The sequence below is a fragment of the Pantoea sp. Aalb genome (assembly GCF_009829985.1).
GTDB lineage: Bacteria > Pseudomonadota > Gammaproteobacteria > Enterobacterales > Enterobacteriaceae > SZZU01.
In genome coordinates, this window is record NZ_SZZU01000002.1 from 195,125 (window position 1) to 210,888 (window position 15,764).

At 29.0% G+C, this 15,764-nt stretch carries 14 protein-coding genes; 13 read left to right on the forward strand and 1 reads right to left on the reverse strand.

The window, feature by feature from the left end; translation table 11 throughout:
* The first annotated feature begins 38 nt into the window (after nt 1-38).
* Both eno and queE read left to right on the forward strand, forming a co-directional pair.
* On the forward strand, nt 39-1,334 hold the full coding sequence (eno, locus tag FD728_RS03265; protein ID WP_159934778.1) for a phosphopyruvate hydratase: 1,296 nt from the start codon (nt 39-41) through the stop codon (nt 1,332-1,334).
* Between the two features lie 98 nt (nt 1,335-1,432).
* Nucleotides 1,433-2,104, forward strand: a complete 672-nt coding sequence (gene queE / locus FD728_RS03270; protein ID WP_159934780.1) for a 7-carboxy-7-deazaguanine synthase QueE — start codon at nt 1,433-1,435, stop codon at nt 2,102-2,104.
* A gap of 53 nt (nt 2,105-2,157) precedes the next feature.
* On the opposite strand, the gene queD is transcribed toward queE, so the two are convergent.
* Entirely contained in the window at nt 2,158-2,517 is a 360-nt protein-coding gene (gene queD, locus FD728_RS03275) for a 6-carboxytetrahydropterin synthase QueD (RefSeq protein ID WP_159934782.1), read from the reverse strand.
* A 234-nt stretch (nt 2,518-2,751) separates the two neighbouring features.
* Here queD and cysJ point away from each other — a divergent pair, with 234 nt between their 5' ends.
* The 11 genes from cysJ (at nt 2,752) to nlpD (ending at nt 15,750) form a co-directional block, all read left to right on the forward strand.
* Nucleotides 2,752-4,569: an NADPH-dependent assimilatory sulfite reductase flavoprotein subunit gene (gene cysJ / locus FD728_RS03280; protein WP_159934784.1), complete on the forward strand. Its 1,818-nt coding sequence runs from the start codon at nt 2,752-2,754 to the stop codon at nt 4,567-4,569.
* Entirely contained in the window at nt 4,570-6,300 is a 1,731-nt protein-coding gene (cysI, locus tag FD728_RS03285) for an assimilatory sulfite reductase (NADPH) hemoprotein subunit (RefSeq protein ID WP_159934786.1), read from the forward strand. It abuts the gene before it with no gap.
* Nucleotides 6,301-6,347: 47 nt separating this feature from the next.
* The gene (locus tag FD728_RS03290; protein WP_370516249.1) at nt 6,348-7,040 is read left to right on the forward strand and encodes a phosphoadenylyl-sulfate reductase; all 693 of its coding nucleotides are present in this window, start codon (nt 6,348-6,350) and stop codon (nt 7,038-7,040) included.
* A 400-nt stretch (nt 7,041-7,440) separates the two neighbouring features.
* Nucleotides 7,441-8,808: a siroheme synthase CysG gene (cysG, locus tag FD728_RS03295; protein WP_159934790.1), complete on the forward strand. Its 1,368-nt coding sequence runs from the start codon at nt 7,441-7,443 to the stop codon at nt 8,806-8,808.
* Between the two features lie 54 nt (nt 8,809-8,862).
* Complete coding sequence (gene cysD / locus FD728_RS03300) at nt 8,863-9,771, forward strand: sulfate adenylyltransferase subunit CysD (protein WP_159934792.1); 909 nt, start codon at nt 8,863-8,865, stop codon at nt 9,769-9,771.
* 14 nt (nt 9,772-9,785) lie between these two features.
* Nucleotides 9,786-11,219, forward strand: coding sequence for a sulfate adenylyltransferase subunit CysN (gene cysN, locus FD728_RS03305; RefSeq protein WP_159934794.1), 1,434 nt, complete (start codon nt 9,786-9,788; stop codon nt 11,217-11,219).
* Entirely contained in the window at nt 11,216-11,833 is a 618-nt protein-coding gene (cysC, locus tag FD728_RS03310; RefSeq protein WP_204162624.1) for an adenylyl-sulfate kinase, read from the forward strand. The genes cysN and cysC overlap by 4 nt, the downstream gene beginning before the upstream one ends.
* 321 nt (nt 11,834-12,154) lie before the next feature.
* Nucleotides 12,155-12,427: a cell division protein FtsB gene (gene ftsB, locus FD728_RS03315; RefSeq protein ID WP_159934854.1), complete on the forward strand. Its 273-nt coding sequence runs from the start codon at nt 12,155-12,157 to the stop codon at nt 12,425-12,427.
* A gap of 40 nt (nt 12,428-12,467) precedes the next feature.
* On the forward strand, nt 12,468-13,181 hold the full coding sequence (ispD, locus tag FD728_RS03320; protein ID WP_159934796.1) for a 2-C-methyl-D-erythritol 4-phosphate cytidylyltransferase: 714 nt from the start codon (nt 12,468-12,470) through the stop codon (nt 13,179-13,181).
* Between the two features lie 11 nt (nt 13,182-13,192).
* Entirely contained in the window at nt 13,193-13,675 is a 483-nt protein-coding gene (ispF, locus tag FD728_RS03325) for a 2-C-methyl-D-erythritol 2,4-cyclodiphosphate synthase (RefSeq protein ID WP_159934798.1), read from the forward strand.
* Nucleotides 13,676-14,649: 974 nt separating this feature from the next.
* Nucleotides 14,650-15,750 carry a murein hydrolase activator NlpD gene (nlpD, locus tag FD728_RS03330; protein ID WP_159934800.1) on the forward strand — a complete coding sequence of 367 codons (1,101 nt, stop codon included), beginning with the start codon at nt 14,650-14,652 and terminating at the stop codon, nt 15,748-15,750.
* Nucleotides 15,751-15,764 lie beyond the last annotated feature (14 nt).

Consider the following 15,764-nt stretch of genomic DNA (forward strand, 5'->3'; position numbering starts at 1 on the left):
TTTTAATTTTTTTTTTTGTAATTTAATTAGGTAATTATATGTCTAAAATCATAAAAGTTATTGGTCGAGAAATTATTGATTCTCGAGGTAATCCTACTGTAGAAGCAGAAGTTCATTTAGAGGGTGGCTTTGTCGGTTTAGCTGCTGCACCATCAGGTACATCTACTGGATCTCGCGAATCACTAGAATTACGTGATGGTAATAATTCCCGTTTTTTAGGCAGAGGAGTAATAAAAGCAGTTTCTGCTGTCAATGGTCCTATTGCACAGTTATTAAGAGGAAAAGAAGCTATAGATCAATATAATATTGATAAACTTATGATTGAATTAGATGGTACAGATAATAAATCTAATTTTGGTACAAATGCTATTTTAGCTATTTCTTTAGCAGTAGCTAAAGCAGCAGCTGCTTCTAAATATTTGCCATTATATGCACACATCGCTGAACTAAATGGTACTCCTGGGAAATACTCTATGCCATTGCCTATGATGAATATTATTAATGGCGGGAGGCATGCTGATAATAATATTGATATTCAAGAGTTTATGATTCAACCAGTTGGTGCAAAAACTTTAAAAGAAGCAATTCGTATAGGTTCTGAAATTTTTCATTATTTAGCAATAGTTTTGAAAAAAAAGGGTCTTAGTACTGCAGTAGGTGATGAAGGTGGATACGCACCAAATTTGAAATCTAACTCTGAAGCACTATTCATAATTTCTGAAGCAATAAAAAAAGCTGGTTATGAACTAGGTAAAGACATTACTTTTGCTTTAGACTGTGCAGCTTCTGAATTTTATCATGATAATCAATACATCTTATCAGGAGAAGGTAAAGTATTTACTTCTAAAGAATTGACTCATTATTTAGAAAATCTTACCATACAATATCCAATTATTTCAATTGAAGATGGTTTAGATGAAAATGATTGGGATGGTTTTATTTATCAAACAAAAATTTTAGGTAATAAAATTCAGTTAGTAGGAGACGATTTATTTGTAACAAATTCTAAGATTATAAAAAAAGGTATTGAAAAAGGTATTGCTAACTCTGTATTAATTAAATATAACCAAATTGGTTCTTTAACTGAAACATTAGAAGCAATTAAATTAGCTAAAAATGCAAATTATACAGTAGTGATTTCACATCGTTCAGGAGAAACTGAAGATGCTACTATAGCTGATTTAGCAGTAGGTACACAAGCTGGTCAAATTAAAACTGGTTCTATGAGTCGCTCTGAACGTGTTGCTAAATATAACCAATTAATTCGTATCGAAGAAGCTTTAGGTAAAAAAGCACTTTTCCATGGTTTAAAAGAAGTAAAAAATAGGTTTTAATTGATTTTAAAATTATAAATATTATTTTTTGAGCAATTAATTGTTTTTTTTAAAAAAATATTATTTCCGTCTTAAAAATATGAAGATTAGCTAAGTAAATGTTCTATCCAATTAATGAAATATTTCAGACACTACAAGGTGAAGGTATTTATACAGGTATTCCAGCTATATTCATTCGTTTACAAGGATGCCCGATACGTTGTAGCTGGTGTGATACTAAATATACTTGGGAAAAATTAGATCAAATGGAGACTTCATTAGATAATATCATAAAGAAAAAAGTAGTAAGTAATACTTGGTCTAATATCGATGTATCAATGTTAATAAAGACTATTCATAGCCAAAATTGGAATACATATCATATTGTTATTACGGGTGGTGAACCAGCTATATATGACCTACGTCCTTTAACTTATAAACTGGAAAAATTAGGTTTTGTTTGTCAGGTTGAAACTAGCGGAACTCATGAAATTAATTGCTCAGAAAAAACATGGGTAACTGTTTCACCGAAAGTTAATATTTGTAATAAGTATAGTGTTTTACAACAAGTATTGAAGCGAGCGGATGAAATTAAACATCCAGTAGCACGTTTTCGTGATATTGAAGTATTGGAAATGTTATTATCAGAATTGAAAGATCAAAAAAAACGTGTAATAGTATTACAACCGATTAATAAAAGTCATTTTGCAACTAAATTATGTATTAAAACTTGTCTTGAGCGTAATTGGCGCTTTTCAATACAATCACATAAATATTTAAATATTAATTAGCTCATAATTTTATTATTATATCTTAAATTATATTCTTTATTAATAAGTAAAATTTAACCTTGATAAATACATCCAGAGGTACAAGTTTCTTTAATAATAACTGATGTTAATCCCGGTAATATAGGTTTTATTTTTTTCCAAATCCACTTCGCTAAAAGTTCACTAGTTGGATTTTCTAAACCATTAATCTCATTGAGATAATGATGATCTAAACTATCATAAATTGGTTTAAATGCTGTCTGTATTTCAGCAAAATCCATTATCCATCCATTATGAGGATTAATAGAACCAGTAACTTCAAGCCGAACTTTAAAAGAATGGCCATGTAAACGGCTACATTTATGTTCTTTCGGTAAATTAATTAAGCGATGAGCTGCTTCAAATTGAAATTCTTTAAATAATGTTATAGGCATTTTTATTTTTTTATACAAAATAAAATTATTTATCACTGTGTGTTATCAAAATAATGATATTACTTCTTTACAAAATTTAATAGTTAAATTTATATAAAAATTAGTTAGTCATTTTAGTTATTTATTATACATAAGCTTTATTTTCATCACTAAGATATAAGGCAGTAATCTATTCTTCTTATTTATTTGCTATCAATGAATTATTTAGACTGCTAATCTGGAATTTTTAAAGGAATGAGCACTCAACCACCATTAAATGTAAATTTATTGTTTCCTCTTACTTCTGAACAACTAGCACGTTTAAAAGAGGTAATAATAGATTTTGATACTAATCAATTGGCTTGGCTTTCTGGTTATTTTTGGGGTATAGGGAATAATCATATTCCAACTAATTTAGTTAAATTACCAGATCAAACAATACCAATCATTACGTTAATTTCTGCTTCACAAACTGGTAATGCACGTCGTATTGCAGAGCAATTATATAATGATCTTCTAATGGCTAAATTAAAAGTTAATTTAATAAATGCTGGCAATTATAATTATAAAAAAATTAATCAAGAAAAGATAATATTATTGGTGACATCTACCCAAGGTGAAGGTGAACCGCCAGAAGAAGCATTATCTTTATATAAATTTTTAATGTCGAAAAGAGCCCCAAAATTTAAAAATACGCTTTTTGCTATTTTCGGTCTCGGAGATGCTTCATATAAATTTTTTAGTAAAGCTGGGCAAGACTTTGATCTTTGTTTTGCAACACTCGGAGCTGAACGTTTATTAGATCGTGTTGATGCTGATTTGGATTATGATAAACAAGCTAGTACTTGGAGAAAACAAATAACAAAAATTTTAAAAAATCGATTATTAAGAGAATCTTCTATTATTCCTAATATGATAACAACTAGTGATAGCTTAAACGTCGATAAAATAAACTGTTCTTTATATACTAAAGAAAATCCGTTAATAGCTAAAGTTATTGTAAATCAAAAAATTACTGGACGTTATTCTAATAAAGACATACACCATATAGAGATAGATTTAGGTACTTCTGGTTTACATTATAAACCAGGTGATGCGGTTGGTATTTGGTATGAAAATGATATAGAACTAATAAAAGAACTCATGGAACTTGTATGTTTAAATGGAGACGAAATAGTTGAAGTATACGGTCAAAATTTAACTTTAAAAGATTCTTTACAAAAATATTTTGAATTAACTGTTAATACGCCACTTATAATAAAAAATTATGCTGTTATTTCGTGTAACAAATTTTTAACTACCTTAACTAGTGATCATATAAAGTTAAAAACTTACGCACAAAATTTTCCAATTGTAGATATGATACGTAAATTTCCGACTACAATGAAAGCTAGTCAATTAATCAGTTTATTACGACCATTAACTCCACGTTTTTATTCTATATCATCATCTCAGCTTGAGACTGATAGTGAAGTGCATATAACAGTAAGTGCTGTACGTTACAAAATAGATGGATATATACGTGGTGGAGGTGCATCTACATGGTTAATTGATCGTATTAAAGAAGACGATTCAATTCGTCTTTTTATACAGCAAAATAATAATTTTCGTTTACCTCTTAATCCTAATTCTTCAATAATTATGATTGCATCAGGTACAGGTATAGCACCATTTCGTGCATTTATGCAACAAAGGGATAACGATGGTGCAAATGGTAAAAACTGGCTTTTTTTTGGAAATCCTCATTTTTTAGAGGATTTTCTTTATCAAATAGAATGGCAAAGATATTTTAAAAAAGGTTTATTAACTAATATAGACCTTGCTTGGTCACGTGACCAAAATAAAAAGATTTATATACAAGATAAAATACGTTTAAAAGGAAAAGAAATATGGAAATGGATTCAAGATGGAGCTTATCTTTATGTTTGTGGTGCTATTAATAACATGGCAAAAGAGGTTGAACAAGCATTATTAGATATATTGATTAAATATGGTAATATGAATAATCATACATCTAATGACTTTTTAAATGATTTGCGCGTTGAGCGCCGTTATCAAAGAGATGTTTATTGAATGAATAAAATATCTTCGGAACTACTAATTGTTAAAGGCGAACTATCTGATGAAGAACGTCTAAAAAAACAAAGTAATTATTTACGTGGTACTATTATTGACGATTTAAATAATGATTTAACCGGCGGATTTACTGGGGATAATTTTTCATTAATCCGTTTTCACGGTATGTATCAACAAGACGATCGAGATATTCGATTAGAACGTGCTGATCAAAAACTTGAACCACGATATTCTATGATGTTACGTTGTCGTTTGCCAGCTGGATTAATCACGCCAAAGCAGTGGTTAGCTATTAATAAATTTGCTACTGATAAAACTATTTATGGTAGTATTAGGTTAACTAATCGTCAAACTTTTCAATTTCACGGTATTTTAAAAAAAAATGTGAAATTATCACACCAAATGTTGCATTCAATAGGTCTTGATTCATTAGCTACAGCTAATGATGTTAATCGAAATATAATTTGTACTTCAAATCCTATTTCAGCACAACTATATGAAGAGATCTATAAGTTAACAAAAAAAATTTCTGAATATTTTTTACCGCAAACCCGTGCGTATGCTGAAATTTGGTGGGATGAAAAAAAAACTAAATGTATTGATAAAGAACCTATACTCGGTAACACTTATTTACCACGTAAATTTAAAATATCAATAGCAATACCTCCGTATAATGATGTTGATTTACATGCGAACGATCTTAATTTTATTGCCATTATAGAAAACAATAATTTAATCGGTTTTAATTTACTTGTAGGTGGTGGATTATCAATTGAACATGGTAATAAAATGACTTATGCACGCACTGCTAGTGAGTTTGGTTTTTTTCCATTAAATAAACTTTTAGATGTAGCCTCTGCTGTATTAACTATACAACGTGATTGGGGTAATCGTACTAATCGTAAAAATGCTAAAACTAAATATACATTAGAGCGTGTAGGAATAGAAGTATTTAAACTTGAAGTAGAAAAACGTTCTGGAATAAAATTTAAAGCAATTTATCCTTATGAGTTTACTACTCGTAGTGATCGTATTGGTTGGATAAAAAATATTGATAATAACAAATGGAATTTAACTTTGTTTATAGAAAATGGTCGCTTATTAGATGATTTAAATGGCTGTCTTCTTAAAAGTGGCATTGCTGAAATTGCTTCAGTACATGAAGGTGAGTTTCGTATAACTGCTAATCAAAATTTAATTATTGCTAATGTTCCTGAGTATCACAAAATCAAAATTGAAAATATTGCTTACAAGTATGGTCTTATAAAAACAATAACATCTCAACGTGAAAACTCTATGGCATGCGTATCTTTTCCTACTTGTCCATTAGCAATGGCTGAAGCTGAACGTTTATTATCATTTTTTGTAACAAAAATTGAAAAAATAATGCATAAACATGGATTAGATAAAGAATATATAGTATTCCGTATTACTGGCTGTCCTAACGGATGTGGTCGTGCTATGTTAGCAGAATTAGGATTAGTAGGCAAAGCGTTAGGATATTATAACTTATATATTGGCGGTAATCGTATAGGCACTCGTATTCCACGGATGTATCGTGAAAATATTCAAGAGAATGAAATTCTTAGTAATATTGATCAGCTAATTGCTGATTGGGCTCAAAAACGTAATTCTGCAGAAGATTTTGGTGACTTTGTTATTCGGACAGGTATTGTTAAAGCTGTAGTTAATCCCGTTTATGATTTTTGGAATGAAGAGGTAATATGAAATTAATTAATTTTTCATCACTTAATAATTTATCAGGCATTGATTGTATGGAAAAGATATCTCAATTTAATATTGAATTAGAAAAGTATTCAGCAGAAGAACGCATAAGTTGGGCATTGAAAAAATTATCAGGTGTTTTTGTCCTATCTTCTAGTTTTGGTATTCAGTCATCAGTTTTACTTCATATGGTGACGAAACAAGATCCAAATATTCCCGTAATACTAATAGATACCGGTTATCTTTTTCCAGAAACTTACCGTTTTATTGATGAACTAACAAATCAGTTTAATTTAAATTTACATGTATTTCGTGCGAAACTTTCTCCTACTTGGCAAGAAATACGTTATGGTAAATTATGGGAACAAGGTATAAAAGGAATTGAACAATATAATAAAATTAATAAAGTAGAGCCAATGAAGAAAGCATTAAAAAAATTAAAAGCTCAAACTTGGTTTGCAGGATTACGTCGTTATCAATCTAATAGCCGTTCTAAATTAAAAATATTAGATATTCAAAAAGATGTTTTTAAAGTATTACCAATTGTTGATTGGAATAATCACCAAGTACATCAGTATATTAAATATTATAAGCTTAAATATCATCCGCTATGGGAAAAAGGTTATTTATCGGTAGGCGATACACATACTACGAAACAATGGAAACCTGGCATGAATGAAGAAGAAACACGTTTTTTTGGATTAAAGCGAGAATGTGGTTTACATGAATATAAAAATATTTAAATTAAATTATTTCCAATTAAAAAATGATCTTTATACGTAGTATATTTTTAATATTTTTAAAATGAATAACTATATATTATCACTCTAAAATAATATAAAAGATTCTTATCTTCGTATATATATTAATATAATAAAAAAATTAATTTTGTATTTACTAAGCATACGGCATACTTAGTGTATATATAAAGCTTATAGATTAACTATTTTTAATATTCATTTTCCTTGAATACATTATAAAATATATATAACAATAATTATATTCATGATGATTCACATCATATAATCAGTAATTTTATGATTATTCCATTAAATAACTATTCATTCCAATTCGGAATTTTATCTAGTAAACATTAGAGAAGTATAGTTATGCTAATTTATTTTTTAAATTAGCAAGGTTAACGTGAATTATTTGCCTATTTTTGTAGATATTAAAAATCGTGTGGTTTTGGTTGTTGGCGGTGGTGTTATTGCGGCTCATAAAATTAAATTATTACTTCGTGCTGGGGCTAAAGTACAAGTAGTTGCGCATGATCTTAATGATGAATTACAAGCATTACTAGATATTAATGCTATTGAACTAATAGCATCTAATTTTAATCCAGAGATGTTAGATAATGTTTTTTTAGTAATTTCTGCAACTAACGACAATCAACTTAATACTCAGGTTTTCAAAGCTGCACACTTATGTCATAAGTTAGTAAATGTGGTTGATGATAAACTAAAGTGTAATTTTATTTTCCCATCTATTATTGATCGTTCTCCATTAATAATAGCTATTTCTTCGAGCGGTACTGCACCAGTTTTATCTCGGATATTACGTGAAAAGATTGAATCTTTCTTACCTTCTAATATTGGACAAATAGCAAAAGTAGCAAATAAATTGCGTGATAAAGTAAAGCACTTCTATCATAAGATATCGGATCGTCGTCGTTTTTGGGAAAATGTATTTAATGGATTATTTACTCGTCCGATGGTTATTGATGACATTGATGAAACATGTAGAACTTTAGAGAGTTTGTTATTAGAAAAATATAAGAATAATCAAGGTGAAATTATTTTAGTAGGAGCTGGTCCTGGCGATAGCGGCTTATTAACTTTACGAGGATTACAGGTTATTCAAGTAGCTGATGTGGTTTTATATGATTACTTAGTAAGTAGTGAAATATTAGATTTAGTACGACGTGAAGCAAAACTTATATGTGTAGGCAAACGTGCAGGTTTGCATTCTATCTCTCAAAAAGAAACAAATAATTTAATCATTAAATTAGCTCAACAAGGAAAACGTGTAGTTCGTTTAAAAGGTGGCGATCCATTTATTTTTGGACGTGGTGCTGAAGAGTTACAAGCGGCACAAAAAGCTAGCATTCCTTTTCAAGTCGTGCCAGGAATTACTGCTGCTATAGGTGCAACAGCATATGCTGGTATTCCATTAACTCATCGTGATTACGCACAAAGTGTAATTTATATAACCGGTCATTATTGTATAAATAATAAAAGAACTCATTGGGAGTTACTTACTCGTTCACATCAGACACTAGTAATTTATATGGGAACAATAAAAGCAGCAGAAATAGCTACAAGATTAATTGAATATGGACGTAATCCTATCACAACAGTTGCAGTAATTGGTAAAGGTACATGTAAAGATCAGAAAGTATTGATTGGTACTTTAAATGAATTAGAAAAGCTAACTGCTACTATACCTAAACCAGCATTACTAGTAATTGGAGAAGTAGTAGAACTACATAAAAAGTTAGCATGGTTTTAATATTTAATATATTAAAAATTTTATTAATAATAACATGTGCCTTAAGGAGAAATGATGAATCGTAATCGTTTAAATTATCTACAGAAGTTAGAAGCAGAAAGTATCTATATCATACGTGAGGTTGTAGCCGAATTTAATAAACCTGTTATGATGTATTCTATCGGTAAGGATTCTTCAGTAATGCTTATGATAGCACATAAAGCTTTTTATCCTGGTAGATTGCCTTTTCCTTTATTGCACATTGATACAGGATGGAAATTTCGTGATATGTATACATTTCGCGATCAAATTACAAAAGAGATGAATGCTGAATTATTAATATATCGTAACCCAAAAGGCTTATCAGTAAATATTAATCCATTTATACATGGTAGTTCTAAGTATACTGATATGATGAAAACGGAAGCTTTAAAACAAGCTCTTAATATATATGGATTTGATGCAGCTTTTGGAGGAGCCCGTCGTGATGAAGATAAATCACGTGCTAAAGAACGTATTTATTCTTTTCGTGATCAATTTCATCGTTGGGATCCAAAAAATCAGCGTCCAGAGCTATGGTATAATTATAATGGACAAATTAACAAAGGCGAAAATATTCGAGTATTCCCCTTGTCTAATTGGACTGAATTGGATATTTGGCAGTATATTTTTTTTGAAAACATTAAAATAGTGCCGTTATATTTCGCTGCACCACGTCCTGTATTAGAACGTGATGGTGTACTACTGGTAATTGATGATGATCGTATTAATCTACAATCTGAAGAAATAATAAAACAGCGTATGGTCCGTTTTCGAACTCTTGGATGTTGGCCATTAACTGGAGCTATTGAATCTCAAGCAAAAACTGTTCCAGAAATTATTGAAGAAATGTTGCTCTCTATTACAAGTGAGCGCCATGGACGGATGATTGATCGTGATCAAGATAGCTCAATGGAATTTAAAAAACGTCATGGTTATTTCTAAGGAAACATTAAATAATGAATATGGTTATCGCACAACAAAAGCTCGCTGAGTGTGGCGGAATAAAATCTTGGTTAAAATTACAGAAACAAAAAAGTTTATTACGTTTTTTAACTTGTGGAAGTGTCGATGATGGAAAAAGTACCCTTATAGGTCGATTATTACACGATACTTTCCAAATTTATGAAGACCATCTTTTATTGCTTAAAAAAGATAGTAAACGTCATGGTACTCAAGAACAAAAAATTGATTTTTCATTACTTGTAGATGGTTTACAAGCAGAACGTGAACAGGGAATTACGATTGATGTCGCTTATCGCTATTTTTCTACTGAAAAACGAAAATTTATTATAGCTGATACTCCTGGACATGAACAATATACTCGTAATATGGTAACTGGTGCTTCAACTTGTGAGTTAGCTATTTTATTAATTGATGTACGTAAGGGTATTTTAAATCAAACTCGCAGGCACAGTTTTATTTCTACACTATTAGGTATAAAACATTTAGTTGTTGCAATTAACAAAATGGATTTAGTAGATTATAATCAGGAAATATTTGAGAAAATCAAATTAAATTATCTTGATTTTAGTGCACAATTATCTAAAAACATAAATATATTATTTATTCCAATATCTGCTTTAAAAGGAGAGAACATTGTAAAGCCGAGTAAAAATATGGCATGGTATTTTGGTCCTACATTACTAGAAATATTAGAAACCATAGAGATAAATTATGATATAAGTAATGAATCTATGCGTTTTCCAGTTCAATATGTTAATCGTCTTTATCTTGATTTCCGAGGTTATTCTGGAACCTTAGCTGCTGGGATAGTGCAGGTAGGACAATATGTAAAGATTTTACCATCAGGTATTGAATCAAGTATTTCTCGAATTGTAACTTCTAATGGTGATTTGCAGAAGGCGAGTGTTGGCGAAGCAATTACTTTAGTTTTAAACAATGAAATTGATATCAGCCGTGGTAATGTATTAGTAGATAGAATAGATAACTTAACAGCAGCCCAATCAGCTATCGTTGATGTCGTATGGATGGCAGAACAAGCATTATATCCCAATCAAACTTATGAAGTTAAAATCGCCAATAAAAAAGCACGTGGTTATATAGATAAAATTATTTATCAGATTGAAATAAATACCTTAGAAAAACATATTACCGAGAGTTTACCTTTAAATAGTATTGGTTTAATAGAAATGACATTTGATGAACCTATGATATTAGATTCTTATAAGCAAAACTCAGTCACTGGAGGCATGATATTTATTGATCAACTAAGTAATGCTACTGTAGGAGCAGGTATGATTAATCAAGTGATAGATAAAAAGCTTATAGAAGTTAGCCCATATAGTAATTTTGAATTAGAATTAAATTCGTTAGTATGTAATCACTTTCCTCATTGGGGGGCTCGTAATTTATCAGGTAATAAACAATGATGTTACAAAATAAGAACTATATTAAAAATATAATATGGCATAATCATCTAGTAACTTGTACTGATCGTGAACAACATCATGGACATAAAAGTATATTATTATGGTTTACAGGACTTTCTGGTTCTGGTAAATCTACTATAGCTAGTGAAATGGAATATATACTTTATCATTTAGGTATTAGTACCTATTTGCTAGATGGTGATAATTTAAGACATGGACTATGTCGGGATCTTGATTTTAATGTTAATGATCGCAAAGAAAATATTCGTCGTGTTGCTGAAGTAGCAAAATTAATGGTAGATGCTGGATTAATAGTTTTAGCAGCTTTTATCTCGCCATATCGATCTGATCGTAAAATGGTACGTAATTTACTTGGACATGAACGGTTTTTAGAAATTTTTATGGATACACCTTTGGAAATATGTGAAGCACGAGATCCTAAAGGTTTATATAAAAAAGCACGAGCTGGTAAGTTAAAAAATTTTACAGGATTAAATGCTGTTTATGAAGTACCAGATGCTCCTGATATTTATCTTAATGGTCAACAATTAGTAACTAAATTAATTGATCAATTATTAGATTTTCTATTTCATCATAATATTATCAAAGTATAAGAGTAAAATATGATTTTTGTATTAATTTCTTAAATTTATTTTTAAAATTTTTAATTCTTGCAATATTTTATAAATTATATAAAACATGGCATTACAATGTAAATATAGCCTATACAATATTAATTGTTAATTATGATTAATAAATATTAATATATTTAATTTTATTCTATTTATTTATAGAAGATCAATTATCATAATTTCCATGAAACCAATTTCATATATATTAATAATAAATATATATTTCTTCTTAAAATCGATTGTTTAGTAATACTCACCATATAAAATAATCAAAAATTTAAACAATTTTTAGTGAGCTTCATGATGGAAAAGTTAGTATTATTATTACTCATATTACTGGGATGGTTTCAGTATTCTTTTTGGTTAGGTGAAAACGGTATTTATGATTATAAACGTATTAATGAAAATATTATTTTACAACAGGAATATAATTCCAAAATTAAAAAAGTTAATAGTCAATTAATTATTGAAATCGAAGATCTTAATTGTAATCTTGATGCAATTGAAGAACGTGCACGTAGTGAATTAGGCATGATTAAGCCAGGCGAAACATTTTATCGATTCATACAAGAATAAAATCAAATATTATAAATATAAAATCAAAGTATAATAAATTATGAATAATAGTACTCAACAATTACTTTCTGACGTAATTGCAGTTATTCCTGCTGCTGGCATCGGTAGTAGAATGCAAACTCCATGTCCTAAACAATATTTAACTATTGGTCAATTTACTATTTTAGAGTATAGCGTAGCTTGTATTTTAGCACATCGAGCAATAAAAAAAATAGTGCTAGTGCTTAATCCAGATGATCAATGGTTTGATTCATTACCTTTAGCAAAAGATAATCGTATTATTCAAATAAAGACAGGTGGATCTATACGTGCTGAGTCAGTACTAGCAGGGTTACAAGCAGTCTATAGTGATTGGGTTTTAATACATGATGCAGTACGTCCATGCTTACATTTAAATGATTTAAAACGTTTACTACTATTACAAAAATATAGTAAAATAGGAGGAATTTTAGCAGTGCCAGTTATTGATACAATAAAGTTCGGTAACTCAGAACAAAAAACTATTATTAAGACTATTAAACGTGAGTGTTTATGGCATGCGTTAACACCACAGTTCTTTCCAAGATTATTACTCACTAATTGTTTGAAACAAGCCTTAAAAAGAGGAGTAACTATTACTGATGAGGCTTCAGCTCTTGAATATTGTGGCTATTATCCTGAATTAATAGTTGGTCGTAGAGATAATATTAAAGTAACAAAATTAGAAGACTTAGCTTTAGTATCTTTCTATCTAAACATTAACCAAACTATATGAGTGTATAATGAATGCGTATTGGACACGGATTTGATGTGCATCCATTTGGTGGTAAAGGTCCACTAATAATTGGTGGCGTTCATATTCCATTTAGATATAGTCTTGTCGCTCATTCCGATGGAGATGTCGTCCTACATGCAATCACCGATGCTTTGCTGAGTGCTGCTGCTATGGGAGATATCGGACAGCTATTTCCGGATACTAATCCAACTTTTAAAGGCATTAATAGCCGTATATTACTATGCAATGCATGGAAGTTAATTCAACAAAAAAGATCTTATCAAATTGGTAATATTGATGTTACTATTATTGCTCAAATACCAACAATGCTTCCATATTTATTACAAATGCGTATTAATCTTACTGAGGATCTTGGATGTAATATTGATGATGTAAATATTAAGGCAACTACTACCGAAAGGCTCGGATGTATTGGACGTTGTGAAGGTATTGCTTGTGAGACCGTTGTCTTTTTGATTAAAAAAAGTAATTAATTTTTTTTCAAATTTCAAAGTACTTAAATAAGAAGACCCTATAAAAAATTATATTGACAATAATAAATTAAGTAGTTTATCTGTCATATATAGCTTATTAGGCCATATTATTATATTAAATTTCCATTATTAGAACTTTGACTATGATAAATCATAATACTTTCAATGATTTTTTTGATTTGGTCTTTTCTAAAAATTAATAACCTATTTGATGATGCTAGCTTAATTTCTACTGATCATTACTATAGATACCTTTCTTTAAGTGTATTAAAGCCTTTCTAGAAAAAGCATATCTGCAAGAAGTTAGAAATAAATGGTTATTTAAAGCTAATATTGATTTACCTCTAACTACCCTACTAAAACTGTACTATGATTCATCATAATATGTATTAAAAATTAGAACTGGTCTTGATTATTAAATTTTCATATATTTAGAGCATATTTATGCTATAGAACGTAGTAAAAGATTACAGGGGTAAGTTACATATCGTTTAAAGCAACTAAATTTGTATAGTATTTTACTTATCATAGCGATGAATGGCATCGATAGGTAAAACATGACCTATTTAATGCTATTATTGTTATAATCGCCATTCTTTTTAAAAACCCGTTTAAATTAATAGTAAAATTAAATTACGGAGAGAACATGGTATTCCAATCTGGCAAATATTATTAAATACTTAAACGTTTATAGTATTATAGTATTATACTATTATAGTATTATAGTATTATAGTATTATAGTATTATAGTATTATAGTATTATAGTATTGATATTACTGAATAAATCTATTAAATTGTCTATTTTATCCAATGAATTTAATGATATTTAAAGTGTAATTTTTATTGATACTTATAAGGCATATATCATTGATTAATATCATTATATTTATTTGAATATATTTTTTAATAAATAAACAATGTAATAAAAATATTTGGTTAAGTTATTTTAAAATTACTATTATGTGAGGACTCAATGAGCATTGGAAGTAAATTTTTTCAATTAAGTTATCATATAATATTATTTTTTTTAATTACTATTTTATTAATTAGTTGTAGTCAAAATGATTTTTTATATGCTCCTATTAGCAAAATTACTCATATACCATCTTCATTAGCGATTAAAAAAATATCGCACTTATCTTTATTTCATGATTACAAATTAAATTATCTTAAACCATCTATCCCATCTTCTCAATTAATTACGATTAATAATGATAATAAATATGATAATATTAAGCATAATTTAATTATCTATAATAGAAATTATAAAAATATCTTGAAAAAAAAAGGATATTATCGAAATCAAACTTATACTGTCAAATATGGAGATACATTATTTTATATTGCATGGATTACTGGATGCGATCTTCACAATTTAGCACAGCATAATAATATATCAATACCTTATCGATTGAAAATAGGACAAAAATTGCATATTATAGGTAATAATTTTACCAAAATAAATTCAATAATCACTACATCTAATAAAATACAGTCTAGTATTTTTATGTCAAATAGTTTAAAAAATATTAAATCTCATTTGAGAACAAAGCAACCTGTTATTATATATTCTGATCATTTACATAATTTATTACATAGTAAATTCCTATCGTCAAAAGTTAACAATCATTTAGCAAAAACTACAGCTCCGATTACTACTTCTCTTACAGTTAGCAATAGAACTAATAATAATACATTAGTGAAAAGCTGGGTTTGGCCAGTTGTTAATGGTAAAATAGTTAATAATTTTTCTACACAGGAAAGTGGAAATAAAGGTATCGATATTGTTGGTTTACGTGGACAACCTGTTGTTTCTGCTGCAGCTGGAAAAGTGGTATATACAGGTAATGTACTCCGTGGATACGGTAATTTAATTATTGTTAAACATAATGAAGATTGTCTTAGTGCTTATGCTTATAATGATACAGTTCTAGTTCAGGAACAACAAGAAGTTAAAGCAGGACAAAAAATTGCTACTATAGGAAGTACTGGAACTAATTCTTTGAAGTTGCACTTTGAAATTCGTTACAAGGGAAAATCTGTAAATCCATTACGTTATTTACCACAGCGCTAATTCGGTAGAACTAA